The 15,799-nt window shown below is 71.0% G+C and carries 19 protein-coding genes and 1 pseudogene; 8 read left to right on the top strand and 12 right to left on the bottom strand.

Annotated elements, in window-relative coordinates:
* Positions 1-141: 141 nt before the first annotated feature.
* From ACFWI8_RS26105 to ACFWI8_RS26085, 5 genes are read right to left on the bottom strand one after another with little or no spacing between them, the layout of a single operon-like run.
* On the bottom strand, positions 142-1,140 hold the full coding sequence (locus ACFWI8_RS26105) for an NlpC/P60 family protein (protein WP_387096060.1): 999 nt from the start codon (positions 1,138-1,140) through the stop codon (positions 142-144).
* Between the two features lie 37 nt (positions 1,141-1,177).
* A complete protein-coding gene (locus ACFWI8_RS26100; protein ID WP_387096057.1) occupies positions 1,178-2,734 on the bottom strand; it encodes a serine/threonine-protein kinase in 1,557 nt (518 codons plus the stop codon).
* A gap of 28 nt (positions 2,735-2,762) precedes the next feature.
* Positions 2,763-3,296, bottom strand: a complete 534-nt coding sequence (locus ACFWI8_RS26095) for a hypothetical protein (RefSeq protein ID WP_387096055.1) — start codon at positions 3,294-3,296, stop codon at positions 2,763-2,765.
* Positions 3,293-3,571 (bottom strand): helix-turn-helix transcriptional regulator, encoded by a 279-nt coding sequence (locus ACFWI8_RS26090; protein WP_387096053.1) that lies wholly within the window; start codon positions 3,569-3,571, stop codon positions 3,293-3,295. The genes ACFWI8_RS26095 and ACFWI8_RS26090 overlap by 4 nt, the downstream gene beginning before the upstream one ends.
* A 39-nt stretch (positions 3,572-3,610) precedes the next feature.
* The gene (locus ACFWI8_RS26085; RefSeq protein ID WP_387096050.1) at positions 3,611-4,039 is read right to left on the bottom strand and encodes an SUKH-4 family immunity protein; all 429 of its coding nucleotides are present in this window, start codon (positions 4,037-4,039) and stop codon (positions 3,611-3,613) included.
* A gap of 94 nt (positions 4,040-4,133) precedes the next feature.
* Here ACFWI8_RS26085 and ACFWI8_RS26080 point away from each other — a divergent pair, with 94 nt between their 5' ends.
* Positions 4,134-4,475, top strand: coding sequence for a hypothetical protein (locus tag ACFWI8_RS26080; protein WP_387096119.1), 342 nt, complete (start codon positions 4,134-4,136; stop codon positions 4,473-4,475).
* 101 nt (positions 4,476-4,576) lie between these two features.
* On the opposite strand, the pseudogene ACFWI8_RS26075 reads toward ACFWI8_RS26080, so the two are convergent.
* Positions 4,577-4,873: pseudogene (locus ACFWI8_RS26075) on the bottom strand (ATP-binding protein); the annotation flags it as partial.
* A gap of 189 nt (positions 4,874-5,062) precedes the next feature.
* Here ACFWI8_RS26075 and ACFWI8_RS26070 point away from each other — a divergent pair.
* The 6 genes from ACFWI8_RS26070 to ACFWI8_RS26045 all read left to right on the top strand — a co-directional run bounded on the left by ACFWI8_RS26070 (position 5,063) and on the right by ACFWI8_RS26045 (position 8,602).
* A complete protein-coding gene (locus ACFWI8_RS26070; protein WP_387096047.1) occupies positions 5,063-5,890 on the top strand; it encodes a helix-turn-helix domain-containing protein in 828 nt (275 codons plus the stop codon).
* 9 nt (positions 5,891-5,899) lie between these two features.
* On the top strand, positions 5,900-6,088 hold the full coding sequence (locus tag ACFWI8_RS26065; protein ID WP_387096044.1) for a DUF397 domain-containing protein: 189 nt from the start codon (positions 5,900-5,902) through the stop codon (positions 6,086-6,088).
* A gap of 117 nt (positions 6,089-6,205) precedes the next feature.
* A complete protein-coding gene (locus tag ACFWI8_RS26060; protein WP_132931632.1) occupies positions 6,206-6,514 on the top strand; it encodes a hypothetical protein in 309 nt (102 codons plus the stop codon).
* A 3-nt stretch (positions 6,515-6,517) separates the two neighbouring features.
* Positions 6,518-7,648 carry a PQQ-dependent sugar dehydrogenase gene (locus ACFWI8_RS26055; protein WP_387096041.1) on the top strand — a complete coding sequence of 377 codons (1,131 nt, stop codon included), beginning with the start codon at positions 6,518-6,520 and terminating at the stop codon, positions 7,646-7,648.
* 29 nt (positions 7,649-7,677) lie between these two features.
* A complete protein-coding gene (locus tag ACFWI8_RS26050; protein ID WP_387096038.1) occupies positions 7,678-7,923 on the top strand; it encodes a DUF397 domain-containing protein in 246 nt (81 codons plus the stop codon).
* A 70-nt stretch (positions 7,924-7,993) separates the two neighbouring features.
* The gene (locus tag ACFWI8_RS26045; protein WP_387096035.1) at positions 7,994-8,602 is read left to right on the top strand and encodes a Uma2 family endonuclease; all 609 of its coding nucleotides are present in this window, start codon (positions 7,994-7,996) and stop codon (positions 8,600-8,602) included.
* Between the two features lie 11 nt (positions 8,603-8,613).
* On the opposite strand, the gene mqnP is transcribed toward ACFWI8_RS26045, so the two are convergent.
* Positions 8,614-9,522: a menaquinone biosynthesis prenyltransferase MqnP gene (mqnP, locus tag ACFWI8_RS26040; RefSeq protein ID WP_387096032.1), complete on the bottom strand. Its 909-nt coding sequence runs from the start codon at positions 9,520-9,522 to the stop codon at positions 8,614-8,616.
* Complete coding sequence (locus tag ACFWI8_RS26035) at positions 9,519-10,970, bottom strand: menaquinone biosynthesis decarboxylase (RefSeq protein ID WP_387096029.1); 1,452 nt, start codon at positions 10,968-10,970, stop codon at positions 9,519-9,521. The genes mqnP and ACFWI8_RS26035 overlap by 4 nt, the downstream gene beginning before the upstream one ends.
* Positions 10,971-11,056: 86 nt before the next feature.
* Here ACFWI8_RS26035 and ACFWI8_RS26030 point away from each other — a divergent pair, with 86 nt between their 5' ends.
* Positions 11,057-11,461 (top strand): PLD nuclease N-terminal domain-containing protein, encoded by a 405-nt coding sequence (locus ACFWI8_RS26030; RefSeq protein WP_387096027.1) that lies wholly within the window; start codon positions 11,057-11,059, stop codon positions 11,459-11,461.
* Positions 11,462-11,531: 70 nt separating this feature from the next.
* Here the strand turns inward: ACFWI8_RS26030 and ccsB are convergent, their stop codons facing one another.
* From ccsB to ACFWI8_RS26010, 4 genes are read right to left on the bottom strand one after another with little or no spacing between them, the layout of a single operon-like run.
* The gene (gene ccsB / locus ACFWI8_RS26025; protein ID WP_387096024.1) at positions 11,532-12,626 is read right to left on the bottom strand and encodes a c-type cytochrome biogenesis protein CcsB; all 1,095 of its coding nucleotides are present in this window, start codon (positions 12,624-12,626) and stop codon (positions 11,532-11,534) included.
* Entirely contained in the window at positions 12,623-14,422 is a 1,800-nt protein-coding gene (locus ACFWI8_RS26020; protein WP_387096022.1) for a cytochrome c biogenesis protein ResB, read from the bottom strand. Before ACFWI8_RS26020 ends, ccsB begins: the two co-directional genes overlap by 4 nt.
* A 6-nt stretch (positions 14,423-14,428) precedes the next feature.
* Entirely contained in the window at positions 14,429-15,172 is a 744-nt protein-coding gene (locus ACFWI8_RS26015; RefSeq protein ID WP_387096019.1) for a cytochrome c biogenesis CcdA family protein, read from the bottom strand.
* Between the two features lie 16 nt (positions 15,173-15,188).
* On the bottom strand, positions 15,189-15,794 hold the full coding sequence (locus tag ACFWI8_RS26010; protein WP_387096016.1) for a TlpA family protein disulfide reductase: 606 nt from the start codon (positions 15,792-15,794) through the stop codon (positions 15,189-15,191).
* Positions 15,795-15,799 lie beyond the last annotated feature (5 nt).

The raw sequence follows: 15,799 nt of genomic DNA, 5'->3' as shown, positions 1-15,799 counted from the left end.
TGAGGAGCCCCTGTTCCGGTACAGGTAACGCCAACTACATCCCCCAGAGTGCCGGTGTCCATCGAAAGATCACCACAGCGTTATCGAACAGCAACGGACTGCCCAGTTCGGCCCGGGGCATCACCCGGCGCGACGGTGGCGTCACCCTGCCGTGGGGCGGGTCGCCCCAAAATAATCCTGGGAATCAATCGGGTCAAAACGGATCGTGGCACCGGTGTAGGGGGCGTTGATCATGTACCCGCCGCCGACATAGATGCCGACATGGTGGATGCTCCGCGGATCCTGAAGATCATACGCGAAGAACACCAGGTCCCCCGGCAGCAGTTCGGACCGGTCCGGGTGCGGCCCGGCGTTCCACTGGTCGTTGGCGACGCGCGGCAGCTCTATCCCGACGGACTCGTACGCCGCCTTCGTCAACCCCGAACAGTCGAACCGCCCGTCGTGCTCCGGCGTCCCGTTGCCGCCCCACAGGTACGGCGTCCCGAGGTGCTCCTGCGCGAAGTTCACCGCCCCCGCGGCCTGCTCAAGCGGCGGCAGCCCACCCCCACCACCGGCCTCCTCGACGGGCGCGGCGAAACTGGCCTCGGCGTCGCGGATGATGCGGACGTAGTTCTGCGTCTCCGTGTACGGCGGGACCCCGTTGTACTGGATCACCGCGTACGGTCCCGCGTTGTACGCCGCCAGCATGTTGTCCACCGGATCGCCCGGCACGTCCTCCACGTAGCCCGCGAGGGAGCAGTCGTAACTGGCGGCGGACGGGATCGCGTCCTCCGGGTCCCAGACGTCGGCGACGCCGTCGTCGTTGGCGTCGAGGCCGTGCGTCGCCCAGGTGCTGGGGATGAACTGCGCTATGCCCTGGGCGTTGGCCGGGCTGGTGCGGTCCGTGCGGAAGCCGCTCTCCTGGTTGAGCTGCGCGGCGAGCAGCGCCGGGGAGAGCGTCGGGCAGAGGTTGCCCCACTCCTGCACCAGGGCCGCGTACTCGGCCGGCACCGCGTTGCGGGCCAGTTGACCGCTTCCTCGTCCCCCGCCTGATCCGCCGAGCAGTCCGGCGGCGGCGCCGTACACGCCCACGACGAGCAGCGCCATGAACAACGCCAACGCCCCGACACCGGCGCCGGCCCACAGCACGATCCTCCGCATACCCCAACTCTCCCCGTTTTCAGGGCTCCTGACGAGCCTATGGGGTGCTGAACCCGTCACACGCGACGCTCGCGGCGTCCTCGTCCGAGGTGACGTGGAGCCAGACCACGGTCCAGTCCCCGGACGCGTCGACGAGCGGCGGGGCGCCGGGGAAGTCGTCGGGGTACGTGACGTACCGCCATTCCTCCGGGCCGCCCTCGAACAGGTCGAAGACCTCGGAGACATGGAAGGTGCCGATGCCCGCGTTGCCCTCTACGGGCGCTGGTGGCCGCACAGCCGCCGCCACGGGATAGGGGGCCGACACCTCGCCGAGGTCCAGCTTCAGCCGCCAGCCGATCTCGGCCTCGCCGGGCACCGTCTCGGTGTCGACGCTCCACTGCCACTGTTCCACCCGCTCCTCCGGAGGTTGCCGGCAGGAATCGATGGCGGGATCCCAGAGGTCGGTGGCGTAGAACTCGGGCCCGAAATCCAGCGGATCGCCCGTGGCCGCCGAGTCGTCGTCGGCGCCCTCACCGCCCTGGACGCCGGAGGCGGTGGTCTCCTGGCCGTCGCCGCTCTCGGTCGGGCCGGTGACGGTGTCGTCGCGCGCGGCTTCGCCGTCGTCGCGGCTGCCGAGCCAGACGGTGGTGGCCGCGATGACGGCCGTCACCGCCAGGGCGGCCGTCGCGATCCGGGCGCGGCGGCCGTGGGTGGGTCCGGCCGGGACCAGGCCGGCCGCCGTGGCCGTCGGCAGGTCGTACGGCGCCTGCTCGGCCAGCGCCTGGAGCGCCTGGTACGCCGGCAGGTCCGGCAGCGCCCGACTGACCGCACAGCGGCGGACGATGTCCGCCGGCGTCGGGCGGTCGGCCGGCTCGCGGGCCACGCAGGCGCGGATCAGCGCCGCGAGCCCGGGATGGACGCCGGCCACGTCGACCTCGCCGTGCACCACCCGGTAGCTGACGGCCGGCCACTCCCCGCCGCCGTACGGCGGCCGGCCGGTGGCCGCGGCGGCCAGCGTCGCGCCCAGCGCGAAGACGTCGGCCGCCGGCCCGGCCTCGGCGCCGAGCAGCACCTCGGGGGCCGTGTACCCGGGGGTGCCGGGCGCCTGTCCGGTCCTGGTGAGCTGGGTCTGGTCGGCCGCCCGCGCGATCCCGAAGTCGATCAGGCGCGGGCCGTTCGGCGCGAGGATGACGTTGTGCGGCTTGAGGTCGCGGTGCACCACGCCCTGTGCGTGCACGGCGGCAAGTCCCTCGGCGAGCGCGGCGAGCAGCCCCGTGCACAGCTCGGGCGGCAACGGCCCGTCCCGCAGCGCCCGCAGCAGCGTCGGCCCCGGCACGTACTCGGTGGCCAGCCAGTACGGCGGCGCGTCGAGCGAGGCGCCGATCAGGTTGGCGGTGAACGGGCTGCGCACCGCCCGCACCGTGGCCACCTCGCGCCGGAACCGGGCCAACGCGCCCGGCTCGTCGGCGATGTCCTCCCTGATCACCTTGACCGCCGCCCGCGTGCCGCCGGGCGACCGGCCGAGGTAGACCCGTCCCATCCCGCCGGCCCCGAGGCGGGCCAGCAGCGTGAACTCCCCTATGGCGGCCGGATCCTGGGCCCGCAACGCTTCCACGAGGGGCCACTCTGCCGCATCGGGCCGCTCAGGCCGAGGGCGCCGCCTCGACCTCGTCGTCGGCCGGCTCGTCCTCGGCGCGCAGCGCGGCCGTCCACAGCGGCAGCAGCCACTGCGTCAGGCCGAGGCCGAACAGGGCGAGCACCGCGGCCTCGGCCGGCACGCCGCCGTCCGAGAGCAGGTGGGCCAGGCCGAGTCCGCCGATGGCGGCCAGCGTCAGTGACAGCTGCACCCGGTGCGCGACGGTGAAGGCCTCGCCGCGCTCGGTCAGTTGCCGCTCGTCGAGGGCCCGGGCGCGGAGTTCGAGCAGGCCGCGGGTGGTGGAGTTGAGCACGCCGGTGCACACGCACCACAGCAGGACGAGCGGGATGACGAGGCCGATCAGCAGCCCGCCGTTGTCGCCGGCGAGCGGGAACGCCAGCGGCGTCGCGGCCGTCAGCGCGACGTGCGCCGCCGTCCACGCGCGCCGCTGCCCGCGGCTGGCGTGCCAGTTCCTGGCCTCCTCCCGGTTCATGACGCGCAGCATGGTCTGGTCGTACCTGGTCGTCGTCTTGGCGCTCACGAGCTTCCCCCTTGCCTCTCTGCCGGTTTCGTGCCTCCGCCGCCGTAGACCGCGTCGGTGAGCGGCTGGAACGGCTCGAGCGAGAACAGCGCCTCCACCGGAAGGGAGAAGTACGCCGCGATCCGCAGGGCCAGGTCGAGGCTCGGGTTGTACTGCCCGCGCTCGATGTGCCCGATCGTCTGGTAGTGCGCGCCGACGGCGTCCGCCAACGCCCGACGCGTGACGCTCCGCTCGGCGCGCACCACCGAGAGTCTGTTGTGGACCTTATCGCTCATGTATAAGTAGTACTACATCTGGCAGCGCTTCGACAACCCTCAGACGGTGATCCCGTAGCCGAGCTCCTCGGCCGCGACCGGCCAGAAGGCGTTCTCGTCGTCCGTCGCCGCCTCGTCCAACGCCGCCAGGCGGGCGAGCAGCGCGTCCGTCAGCTCGTCACCGGCGTCCTCGTCCTCGTCATCGAGGTGCGCCGCGTCGAGGGCCGCCTCGGCATAGGCGCGCGAGCAGGCGACGAGCGCCGGGAGACTGGAGTTGACCAGTTCGGGCTCGTCCTCCTCGGCGAGCAGCCACACCTGGCCGGTGGCCCGGTCGACGGCGAGGGCGGAGAGGCCGGGGTCGTCGGCGACCACGGCGTACGTCCGCCCACCGACCGCACGCTCGGCGAACGGCGCGGTCAGCCAGCTGCCCGGATAGGGAACTCGTTCACGCCCGACCAGGGCCTCGGTGATGCGGGTGTCATCCATCATGCGCGGGAGCGTAAGCCCGGGAGACGATCCGAGTACCCGCCCTGAGTAGGTTCGCCGATGTCAGCGGCGGTCCGTGCCGACTAGCTTCGGCTCCATGTCTGCTCCCGGGTACGAGTCCACCAGCGAGAACGTGGTACGCGCGGTGCTCGCGCTGGTGTTGATCGCGTTCGCCGGCTTCACGTTCCTCGTCGGCCCGATCGGCGTCATGGCCAGCGACGGTTGCTCCGACGGCGACCCGCGCTTCATCTGCACGGTCGGCGGCCAGCGGACCGTGGCGTTCACCCCGTTGATCACCGCTCCCGTGGCGCTGGTCGTCGGCCTGGCAGGGCTCGGCATGAGCGGCCGGAAGCAGCACGACTGGGGCCTCGCGCTCTGGGCCGCCGCGATGGCGGCGCTCGCGGTGGCCTGGTTGGTGGTCGCCACGATCACGTCATGAACAGGTGCTTGGTTCACCCAAGCTCCGCCCAGAGGGCCTTGCCGCTGCCGGGCCTCGGATACTGCCCCCAGTCGACGGCCAGCGCCGCACACGATCAGCAGGCCACGCCCCGAGGGCGCGTCGTCCGCCGGCCGACTCGGGCGCAGCGGCGCCAGCCCCGGCCCGTCGTCCCACACCGTGAGCCGCAGCCGCGCTCGGACGGCGAACCACGCGACACGGAACGCGGGCGGCCCCCGGCCGTGTTGGACGGCATTGGTGACCAGCTCGCTGACGACCAGCTCCGCCGGCTCGGCCAGCCCCGGCAGGCCCGTAGGCCCGCACGGCACTGACGGCAGAGGCCCGACAGAGCCGGGGCGCGCGGCTGTCGGGGTGGAGGTGGACGCTGATCTCCCAGTCATGGAGGCAGCGGCCCTGGCGGGGCATGACAGCAGTCATCGGCACAAGACTCCCTTGCCGCGAACGGTACTCGATTCAGCACTCAACGTAACGCCGTAAAGTATTAATCTGCTACCTAGTCAGCGCACAAACTAATGTTCTTCGGGGTCGCTGTTAGCCTTCCGCTCATGCCGCCGAGGAGTACACCCACCGTGCGTCAGCAACGGCTTGGCGCCGAGCTGCGCAAACTCCGAGAGCGCGCCGGGCTGACTGCCAGAGAGGCAGGCGACCTGCTCAGCACGGCCCCGACGCGCATCAACAACATCGAGTCCGGGCGCTTCGGAATCAGCCGCGACAAGGTCCGCGCGTTCGCCGTCAACTACGGCTGCGACGACGAGGCGTTGATCTCCGCGCTGGCCGACATGTGCGGTGGACGCGGGCGCAACTGGTGGGACGAATACCGAGACCTGCTACCTGCCGGGCTGCTGGACCTCGCGGAGATGGAACATCACGCCAGGATGATCCGGGTGGCGCAGGTCGTACATCTGCCTGGCCTGCTCCAGACGGTCGACTACTCCCGTCAGGTCTTCCAGCAGAGCAGCTACGAACTTTCGCCACCCGAGGTCGAGTTCCGCGTCAGCCACCGGATCAAGCGGCAGAAGATCCTCTACGGCGACTCGCCTACGCCGTTCCACGCCACCATTCACGAGGCGGCGCTCCGGATGCGGTTCGGCGGACCGGAGGTGACGCACGACCAGTTGCGGCACATCGTCGCGATGAGCGAACTCCCGCACATCACCGTGCGTGTGATCCCGTTCATCGCCGGCACCTTTCCGGGAGCGGGCCACACGGTCGAGCTCGCCGAGGGACCGGTTGCACAGCTGGACTCCGTGTCCGTCGACACCGAACATGGATCCGTATTTCCTTGCTCTGACGCCCAACTCGCCAGCTATCGAAGGTTCATGGAGCGGTTCGAAGCCATCGCCCTGGAACCGAACGCATCCCGCGATCTCATCCTCGCGATCATCGACACCCCCTGAGGAGGCCCGATGCGGCCCGTCTCATGGCAGAAATCATCGTTCAGCAGCGAAGGCAGCGCCTGCCTGGAGTTGGCCTTCGCGCCGCCCGGCGACACGCTGCTCCTCCGCGAGTCCGACGAGCCAGGCACCGTCCTCCGTACCAACCCCGCGCGGCTGCGCGCGCTGCTCGGCCTCGTCCGGCAGGACAACCCGCACTGACGGCGCGTCGATCCTCGCCTGGCCTGAATCCGCCCCGTCTCGGCTGCCCTTCTGTCACCCACGCGTGGCACAATCCGAGAAGGAGTGGTTTGAACGGCAGTTGGGCGGTGAGGTCGGATGCTCCTGGCAGCGGAACAAGATGACATCAACGAGATCATCGGCGGCATCGCCCCGAACTGGGGCCCGTTCGCGCAGGTCGGTGACCAGGCGCGGACGATGATTCAGGTGATCATGGCGCTGGCCATCCTGATCTGCATGGCGATCGCCATCTGGGGCGCGGCCAAGCAGCGGATCGGGTCGACGGCGCTGCGGGACAGCTTCAGCGCCGAGCAGGGCAAGGGGCTGATCGTCGCCGGGCTCACCGGGATCTTCATCATCGGTTCCCTCGGCACGCTGTTCACCATCATCTACGGGATGGCCATCTAGCGGATGCGCGGTCGCACGCGGGCTCGGGGGGTGGCGGCGGCGCTGGCCGTCGCGGCGCTGTGCGGGGGGTGCGCGTTCGGGCCTGCCGCCAACCGGGCCGAGCAGGTCTTGAGTTCGCGGGACGTCCCGGAGGAGTCACAGGCCCCGGACGGCGAGCTGCCGAGCCCCGGTGAGGAGCCGAGCACCGAGCCGCCCGTCGTGGTGGAGCCGGCGCCGGCCACCGGCACGGCGGAGATCGCCGGCACCGTGGCCGAGGGCCTGCCGGACGCCTGTTGCGCCGTCACCCTGCCGGACGGCGGGCTGCTGGTCGGCGAGGCGGAGAGCGGCACCATCCACCGGGTCGCGCCGGACGGCGCGATCACGGAGGCCGGTGCGGCGCCCGGGGTGAGCGGCCTGCTCGGCATCGCCGTCGAGCCGGGCTTCACCGGCGAGGACGGCTGGGTCTACCTCTCGTACGCCACCGAATCCGGCACCACCCGCGTGGCGCGCTATCCCTACGACGGCGACCGCCTTGGCAGCGCCTCGCACCGGTTGCTGGAGGACATCCCGGGCGGCGGGGTGCTGGCCTTCGGCCCCGACGGGATGCTGTATGTCGGCACCTCGGACGCCGGTCAGCCGGGGCTGGCCACCGATCCCGAGTCGCTGGGCGGCAAGATCCTCCGCCTCGAGCCGGACGGCGGCGTGCCGGTCGACAACCCGCTCCAGGGCTCCCCGGTCTACGCGTCCGGGCACGCCGACGTCGCCGGCCTGGCGTGGGACACGGCCGGCCGGCTGTGGTCGCTGGACGCTACGGCGGACGCCGGCGTCGAGCTGAACTCGACAGCGCCGGGCGGGGGATACGAGGAGCAGGGCGGGCTGGAGCCCGTCTTCACCTGGCCGGCGGGCGAGGCGGCGCCGCGCGGCCTCGCGTTCAGCGACGGCTCGCTCTGGGCGCCGGACACGGCGCGGCCGCGCCTGTGGCGGATCCCGCTCAACGGCACGGAGCTGACGGCGGAGCCGGCTCCGCTGCTCGCCGACGGCGAGCTGAGCGGCCCCCGGGCCGTCGTCCCCGCCGTGGGCGGGCCAGGGCTCGGCGTGCTGGACGGGGCGGGCGGAGCGAGCGGCGCGAGTGTGCTGCGGATCGACATAACCTGAGCCGGGACGACCCCGGAAGGAGCGGACGCGTGTCGCGAATCACCCTGGAAGAGGCCGAGAAGCTGGAGTGGATCCAGGCCCCGGTGGAGGACGGCAGCGACGAGCACTGCTTCGAGGTGGCGGCCGGCGAAGGTGACCTGATCCACATCCGTCAGACGGACGATCCGGCCAAGATCGTCACCACGACGCGCGCCAAGTGGCACGCCTTCGTCCTCGGCGTCCAGAACAACGAGTTCGACCACTTCGTCGAGGACGTGCCACCGCCGGGCGCGTAGCCGGCGGAGTGACTATCAGATCCATGTGTCGTTGACACGGCAGCGCCCTGTCGGAATCGACCATAGGAGCATGCCGATGCCAGCAACCGTGTTGGAGGTTCCAGTGAGCGGCGTCACCGAAGAACGCGACCCCGGCCTGGAGCTGTACGAGCGCATGGAACCGATCGATGGCTTCACCATGGAATACCTAGGTGGAGCGCTGGTCATGATGGCCACACCCAACACCATCCACAACCGGATCGTGGACCTGATCCGAGAGTCCCTACCACGATCGGAATTCCAGCCGTGGAATGACCAGGCCGTCGCCATCACCGGCTCGAACGACCGTCCCGATCCGGACCTCACCGTCACCCACGCCGACCACGCCGACGACTACTTCAAGGCCGTCCCTTCCGAGCTGGTGCTCTTCGTGCTGGAGGTCGTCTCCACCACAAGAGGAGCCAAGATCCGCGACTACCAGGAGAAGCCCCCGATCTACGCCCAGGGCGGCATCCCGGTCTACCTGTTGGTCGACCCCAACGACGGCACCTGGCTGCTGCACACCGAGCCGTCACCGGAGAAGGGCGAGTACCGCACGCTCCGCAAGGGTGACTTCGGGGATCCCGTGGAACTGCCTGCCCCGCTGGACGGGATCGTCGTCGCCACCGACCGGTTCCGCCGGTATCCGTCGGATCTCTGAGGCCGCCTGCCCTACAGGCCCAACCCCCGTACCGCCAGGTCCGCCAGCGTGAAGGCGAACAGCGAGATGCCGACGAAGCCGTTGACGGTGAAGAAGGCGCGGTTGAGGCGGGAGAGGTCGGTCGGCTTCACCAGCGAGTGTTCGTAGGCGAAGGCGCCGGCGACCACGGCGAGGCCGGTCCAGAAGAGCGGGCCGGCGTCGGTGCGGACGGCGTAGAGGGCGAGGAGCCCCAGGGTGAGCACGTGGCTGACGCGGGCGCCGTACAGCGAGCCGGCGACGCCGAAGCGCGCCGGCACGGAGCGGACGCCGTTCTCCCGGTCGGCCGCCACGTCCTGGCAGGCGTAGATCAGGTCGAAGCCGCCGATCCACAGGCCGACGGCCAGGCCGAGCACCACCGCGTCCCAGGACCAGGAGCCGGTGACGGCGAGCCAGCCGCCGACCGGTCCCGCGGCCTGGGCGAGGCCCAGGATGGCGTGCGGGAAGTCGGTGAACCGTTTGCCGTAGGGGTAGACGATCATCGGCACCACGGCGACCGGCGCCAGGGCCAGGCAGAGCGGGTTGAGCAGGGCCGCCGAGCCGAGGAAGACGGCGAGCGCGATCAGCGCGCCGGTCCACGCGGTGCGCACCGAGACGGCGCCGGTGACCAGTTCGCGGCGCGCGGTGCGCGGGTTGCGGGCGTCGATCTCGCGGTCGATGATCCGGTTGGCCGCCATCGCGAAGGTCCGCAGGCCGACCATGCAGACGGTGACCCACAGCAGGGTGTCCCACTCCACGGTCTCGTCCGGGCCGTCGAGCAGCATCGCGGTCAGCGTCGCGATGTACGCGAACGGCAGGGCGAAGACCGAGTGTTCGATCATCACCACGCGCAGGAACGCCCGCGCGCGGCCGGCCGCCGGCTGGGGGGCGACGGCGGCGGTCACAGGCCGTACTCCTTCCAGCGGCCGGTGACGCGTTCGGCGACGGCCGGGTCGGAGCGGACCATCTCGGGCCAGCCGCCGTCCCTGGTGTAGCCCTCCTCGGGCCACTTGGCGGTGGCGTCGATGCCGGCCTTGCCGCCCCAGAACTGCTGGTAGGAGGCGTGGTCCAGGTGGTCGACCGGGCCCTCGGTCAGCAGCAGGTCGCGGGCGTAGTCCACGTTGCCGAGCGCCCGCCACGCCACCTCGTGCAGGTCGTGCACGTCACAGTCGGAGTCCACCACGATGATCAGCTTGGTGAGCGACATCATGTGCGCTCCCCACACGGCCGACATCACCTTCTGCGCGTGCTTCGGGTACTTCTTGTCGATCGAGATGATCGCGCAGTTGTGGAAGCCGCCGGCCTCCGGCAGGTGGTAGTCGACGATGTCCGGGATGATGATCTTGAGCAGCGGGAGGAAGAACCGCTCGGTCGCGCGGCCCAGCGGGCCGTCCTCGGTGGGCGGCCGGCCGACCACGATCGACTGGAAGACCGGGTCGCGGCGCATCGTCACGCACTCGACGTCGAGCGCCGGGAACGGCTCCTGCGGCGTGTAGAAGCCGGTGTGGTCGCCGAAGGGGCCCTCCGGCAGCATCCGGCCCGGCTCCAGCCAGCCCTCCACGACCACCTCGGCGCGGGCCGGCACCTGGAGCGGCACGGTGACGCAGTCGGTCAGCTCGACCCGCCTGCCCTGGAGGTAGCCGGCGAACAGGTACTCGTCGATGTCGGCGGGCAGCGGCGCCGTGGAGGCGTAGGTGACGGCCGGCGGGCAGCCGAAGGCGATGGCGACGGGCAGCCGCTCGCCGCGCCGGGCGGCGACCTGGTAGTGGTTGCGGCTGTCCTTGTGGATCTGCCAGTGCATGCCGATGGTGCGCCGGTCGTGGCGCTGGAGCCGGTAGAGGCCCAGGTTCCGGATCCCGGTCTCGGGGTGCCTGGTGTGGGTGAGGCCCAGGTTGAAGAACGAGCCGCCGTCCCTAGGCCAGGTGAAGAGCGCCGGCAGCTGGCCGAGGTCGACGTCGTCGCCCCTGAGGACGACCTCCTGCACCGGCGCGCTCTTCACCTTCTTCGGCGGCACGTGCGCGACCGAGGCGAGCTTGCCGAACGCCTCGCGCACCCCGACGAAGCCGTGCGGCAGCTCCGGCTTGAGGAGGGCGCCGATCCGCTCGCCGATCTCCGCGTAGGAGTCGAGGCCGAGCGCCTTGAGCAGCCGCCGGTCGGTGCCGTACACGTTCATCGCGAGCGGGAGCTTCGAGCCCTTGACGTTCTCGAAGAGCAGGGCGGGGCCGCCGGCCTTGTTCACCCGGTCGGTGATCTCCCCCACTTCGAGGTGCGGGTCGACCTCGGCCTTGACCCGCTTGAGGTCCCCGTCCTTTTCGAGGGCCTTCAGCAGGCCGCGGAGGTCGTCGAATGCCATGCCGCTCAGTATTGCCGACGCATTACCCTGGCCTTAGTCAGGGGCCCGTGATCCGGGCCCGGCCCGTTCCGTCCAGGGGGACTACCATGCTGAGGGTGCTGCTGTTTCTGGTGCCGCTGGCGTTGACCATCTACGCCCTGGTGGACTGCATCAGCTCCAAGGACGAGGACGTCAGGCATCTGCCGAAGCTCGTCTGGATCCTGCTGATCGTGATCGCCTGGATCATCGGGCCGATCACGTGGATCCTGATCGGCCGCAAGCGCGGGGCGGCGGCCGGCGGCCGGCGTGGCGGCGGGACCCCCTGGGTCGCCCCCGACGACAACCCGGAGTTCCTGCGTTCGCTGGGTGACGAGCGGCGCCGCGAGGACAACGAGAAGGACCGCGAGCTCCTGGAGAGCTGGGAAGAGGACCTGCGCCGCCGCGAGCAGGAGCTGCGGCAGAAGGACGGCGACGACGACAACCCGCCGTCCGGCGGCCCCAAGGACCGCTGAGTCCACCCGACATGACGAACGGCCCCCGCCGCTGCCGGCGGGGGCCGTTTCCGTGTCCGAGGTGGACGGCTCAGACGCCGCCGTAGCCGTGCAGGCTGTCGAAGAAGATGTTGACGCCGTAGTAGTTGATCAGGAAGCAGACCAGGCCCGCGATGCACAGGTAGGCGGTCCTGCGGCCCTTCCAGCCGGCCGTGGAGCGGGCGTGCAGGTAGATGGCGTACACGAGCCAGGTGATGAACGCCCAGGTCTCCTTCGGGTCCCACCCCCAGTAGCGGCCCCACGCGTTCTCGGCCCAGATGGCGCCGGCCACGATGGTGAAGGTCCAGAACGGGAAGACCGCCGCGTTGATCCGGTAGGAGAAGCGGTCCAGCGTGGTGGAGGACGGCAGCCGCTCCAGCACCGAGGTGGCGAAGCGGCCCGGCTGCCCGCCGGCGAGGAGCTTGGCCTCGTAGCGGTCGCGGAACAGGAAGAGCACGGACGCCACCGCGCCGACGTACATCAGCGCGCCGCAGATGATCGCCAGCGGCACGTGGATCCACATCCAGATCGAGTCGAGCGCCGGCACCAGCTGCGTCGAGTCGTTGTAGAGCACGGTCACCGCGAGGCCGAGGTCGAGCAGCACGGTGGTGACCAGCGGCAGGCCGAGCCAGCGGATGTTCTTGCCGAAGACCAGGAAGCCGAGGTAGCTGGCGACCGCGACCATCGAGAAGGCGGTGGAGAACTCGTACATGTTGCCCCACGGCCCACGCCCGACGGCGATGGTGCGGGCCACGACGCCGCCGAGGTGCAGCAGGAACGCGAGCGTGGTGAGCGAGACCGCGATCCGCCCGAACGTGTCACCGCGCTCGTCGTCGCCGGCGGCGCCCGGGCCGTCCGGGACGGCGTCACGCTCGGGCGAGGACGAGCGGGTGACGACCGTGGGCCGCTCCAGGACGGAGGTGGTGCCGCCCTTGCGGACCGTGACGGCGGGCCGCTGGGCCGGCACCGGGGCCCGCTCGGCGGCCTCGTCGCCGGCGAGCGCGGCGGCCGTCCGGGCCACCCTGCTGCGGCTGCCGAAGATCCACTCGGCGGTGTAGGCGACGAACGTCAGCGCGTAGACGGCCATCGCCGTGTAGATCAGCAGGTTGCTGAAATCGGCCAGGCCCTCGTCTGCGGCGAGCGTCATGAGCGTGCTCCTTCGGCAGCGGACTCTTCAGCGGATGGGTCAGGGCTATCAGACCCGGGGCCCTCTTCGGGCTCGGCGGGCAGCATCGGCGCCGCCGGCTCCAGGGCCGCGGCGAGGGAGGCCAGCTCCTCGGGGATCCGGCCCGACTCGGTGCGGCCGAGGGAGGCCATCTCGACGACGGTGTGACCGCCCTCGTGACGGTAGGCGCGCACCCAGACCCGGCGGCGCTGGAGCATCAGCGAGGCGGCGAGCCCCGCGATGGCGGCGAGCGAGCCGCCGAGCGCCCAGCCGTTCCCGGCGCGGGTGGAGATCTGGAAGGTGGCCCACCGCTCGAAGCCCTGGAACTCCAGGGTGCCGCCGTCGTCGGGGAGTTCGACGGACTCGCCGGGCCGCAGGTCGAACCGGAAGACGTCGCCGGTCTCCGCGTCGACCATCTGCTCCATGTCGGTGGTGTCGAGCTGGTAGACGTTCTGCGGCAGCCCCGAGTCGATGCCCAGGTCGCCGCGGTAGCCGGTGAGGGTGAGCACCGGGTCGTCCGGGTCGGGGAAGGTCGAGTGCGGGCCGCGGACCTCGTCGATGTTGTACGTGGGGCTGAAGAAGCCCTGGAAGCCCAGCTGGGTCGGCTGGCCGTCAGGACCCACGTAGTCGGTGACCTTGATGACGCCGACCGAGGTGAGCGCCTGGTCCTGCGGGATGAACGGCACCGGGCCGCTGAACGCCGTGTTGCCCTCGCCGTCGGTGATCCGCACGACCGGCGCGAAGCCGTGGCCGAGCAGCCGCACCCGCTCGTCGCCGATGCCGAGCGGCTCGTTGACCTGGATCGTGGTGGAGCGCTCGGTGCCGTCCTCGGTGCGGTAGGTGACGTCGGCGTCGAAGCGGGACGGGGTGCCGAGGTCGGGTCCCGAACGGGTGAACTCGGCGTGGAACTCGTCCAGCGTGAAGCTGAAGTTCCCCAGGTTGTCGGTGTCGTAGAACGGTCCTGAGGAGAAGTCGTCGTACTGGGTGAGGTTGTTGGTGAAGTCGTAGCCCTCGACGACCAGCTTGCCGCCCTCGGCGTAGTAGAGGCGGCCGGCGGCGAAGGCGATCAGCAGTACGACGAGCGAGAGGTGGAAGACCAGGTTGCCGACCTCCCGCAGATAGCCCTTCTCGGCCGCCACGTGGGCCCGGCCAGGCTGGACGTCCTCGCGCCGGTCGACGCGGAAGCGGCGGCGCCGCAGCTGCCGGTGCGCCGCGTCCAGCACCTCGGCCGGCTCGGTCTCGGTGCGCCAGGTGGTGTACGCCGGCATCCGGTCGAGCCGGCGCGGGGCGCGCGGCGGGCGGCCGCGCAGCTGGCCGACGAACTGCCAGGAGCGCGGGATGATGCAGCCGACCAGCGAGACGAACAGCAGCAGGTAGATCGCCGAGAACCAGACCGAGGAGTAGACGTCGAAGAGCTGGAGCCGGTCGTAGAACGACGAGAGCCCCGGGTTGCGCTCCTGGAAGTCCTGCACGGTCGTCGGGCTGGCGTTGTTCTGCGGGATCATCGAGCCGGGGATCGCGGCGAGCGCCAGCAGGAACAGCAGGATGAGCGCGACCCGCATGGACGTCAGCTGGCGCCAGAACCACCGCGCCCAGCCGAGCAGTTCCCGCCCGAGCCAGGCGAGGTGGCCGCGCGCGCCCGGCTCGCGGACGCCGCCGAACGAGCCGGTGACGGCGGTGGCCTCCCGTTCCTCGACGGGCGCGGTGGAGAGCCCGCCGGTGGCGGCGGCCTCGTCGGCCGTCTCGTCGGCCGCCTCGTTGGCTGTCTCTTTGGCCATGGGGTGTCAGATCCAAACCTCGAAGTCGGCGGACCAGACCTGCATCTCGTAGATCATGCGGTCCCAGACGCCGGTGAACAGCAGCACGCCGGTGACGATGAGCATGGCCCCGCCGAGCCGCATCACCCAGGCGTAGTGGCGCTTGACCCAGCCGAAGGCGCCGAGCGCCCGCCGGAAGGCGAGCGCCGCGACGATGAACGGCAGGCCGAGGCCGAGACAGTAGGCGAAGGTCAGCAGCGCGCCACGGGCCGCGGTGGCCTGGCCCATCGCGAGGGTCTGCACGGCGGCCAGCGTGGGGCCGAGGCAGGGCGTCCAGCCGATACCGAAGACCACGCCGAGCAGCGGCGCGCCGGCGAGGCCGACGCCCGGCCTGGTGTGCAGCCGGAACTCCCGCTGGGTGAGCCTGGGCATGAAGCCGAGGAAGACGAGGCCGAACAGCACGATCAGCGCCCCGAAGACCTTGTTCAGGACCTCGCGGTGGGTGATCAGGTTGGCCCCGACGCTGCCGAAGAGCGCGCCGCCGGAGACGAAGACGGCGGCGAAACCGAGGACGAAGAACAGCGCGCCGAGGAACATCCGGCCGCGCCGGGCGTCCTTGAGGTCGGCGCCGCCGACCCCGGTGACGTAGGAGAGGTAGCCGGGCACCAGGGGCAGCACGCAGGGCGAGAAGAACGACACAAGACCGCCGAACACCGCCACCGGCAGGGCCAGCAGCAGCGCGCCGTTCAGTACCGTCTCGTTTGCGTTCATGTGCTGATCACTCGGCTCACTCTTCGGCGATCACGGGTTCGAGCGCCGCGAGCAGCTGGTCCTTGCTGAGGGCGGTGAGCGCCCGGGCGGCGATCCGGCCCTCCCGGTCGATGATCAACGTGCTCGGGATGAACTGCGGGTTCAGCGTGCCGTTGGGGAACTCGCCGATCAGCCGGCCGTTGGGGTCGTAGAAGCTGGGGTAGTCGACCTCGTACCTGCGCTCGAAGGCCAGCGCGTTGTCCGTGGTCAGGTCCCGGGTGTTGAGGCCGAGGAACGCCACCCCCTGGTCGGCGGTCTCCTCGGCGGCGGCGACCAGGTGCGGGGCCTCGGCCCGGCACGGCGCGCACCAGGAGCCCCACACGTTGAGCACCACGACCTGGCCGCGGTAGTCGGCCAGGCGCAGCTCCTCGCCCTCCAGGTTCTCGCCGACCAGGTCGGGCGCCTGGTCCCGCTCCGCGACCGCGACCTGGGTGATCTCCCCGGTGCCCTCGACGTAGTTGGTACCGTCCCCAGAGGTGGAGCCGCCGTTCTCCTCGCCGCCGCAGGCGCCGAGGAACAGCACCCCGGCGAGCGCGGCCGCGGCCCCTCTGGCGACCCTGCCGAAAGCCCGGTTCTGGATCATGTGAA

The organism is Streptomyces sp. NPDC127098 (genome assembly GCF_042722465.1).
Classification (GTDB): domain Bacteria; phylum Actinomycetota; class Actinomycetes; order Streptomycetales; family Streptomycetaceae; genus Streptomyces; species Streptomyces millisiae.
The sequence above is the reverse complement of the archived record's forward strand: the minus strand, read 5'-3'. Positions and strand labels throughout refer to the sequence as shown.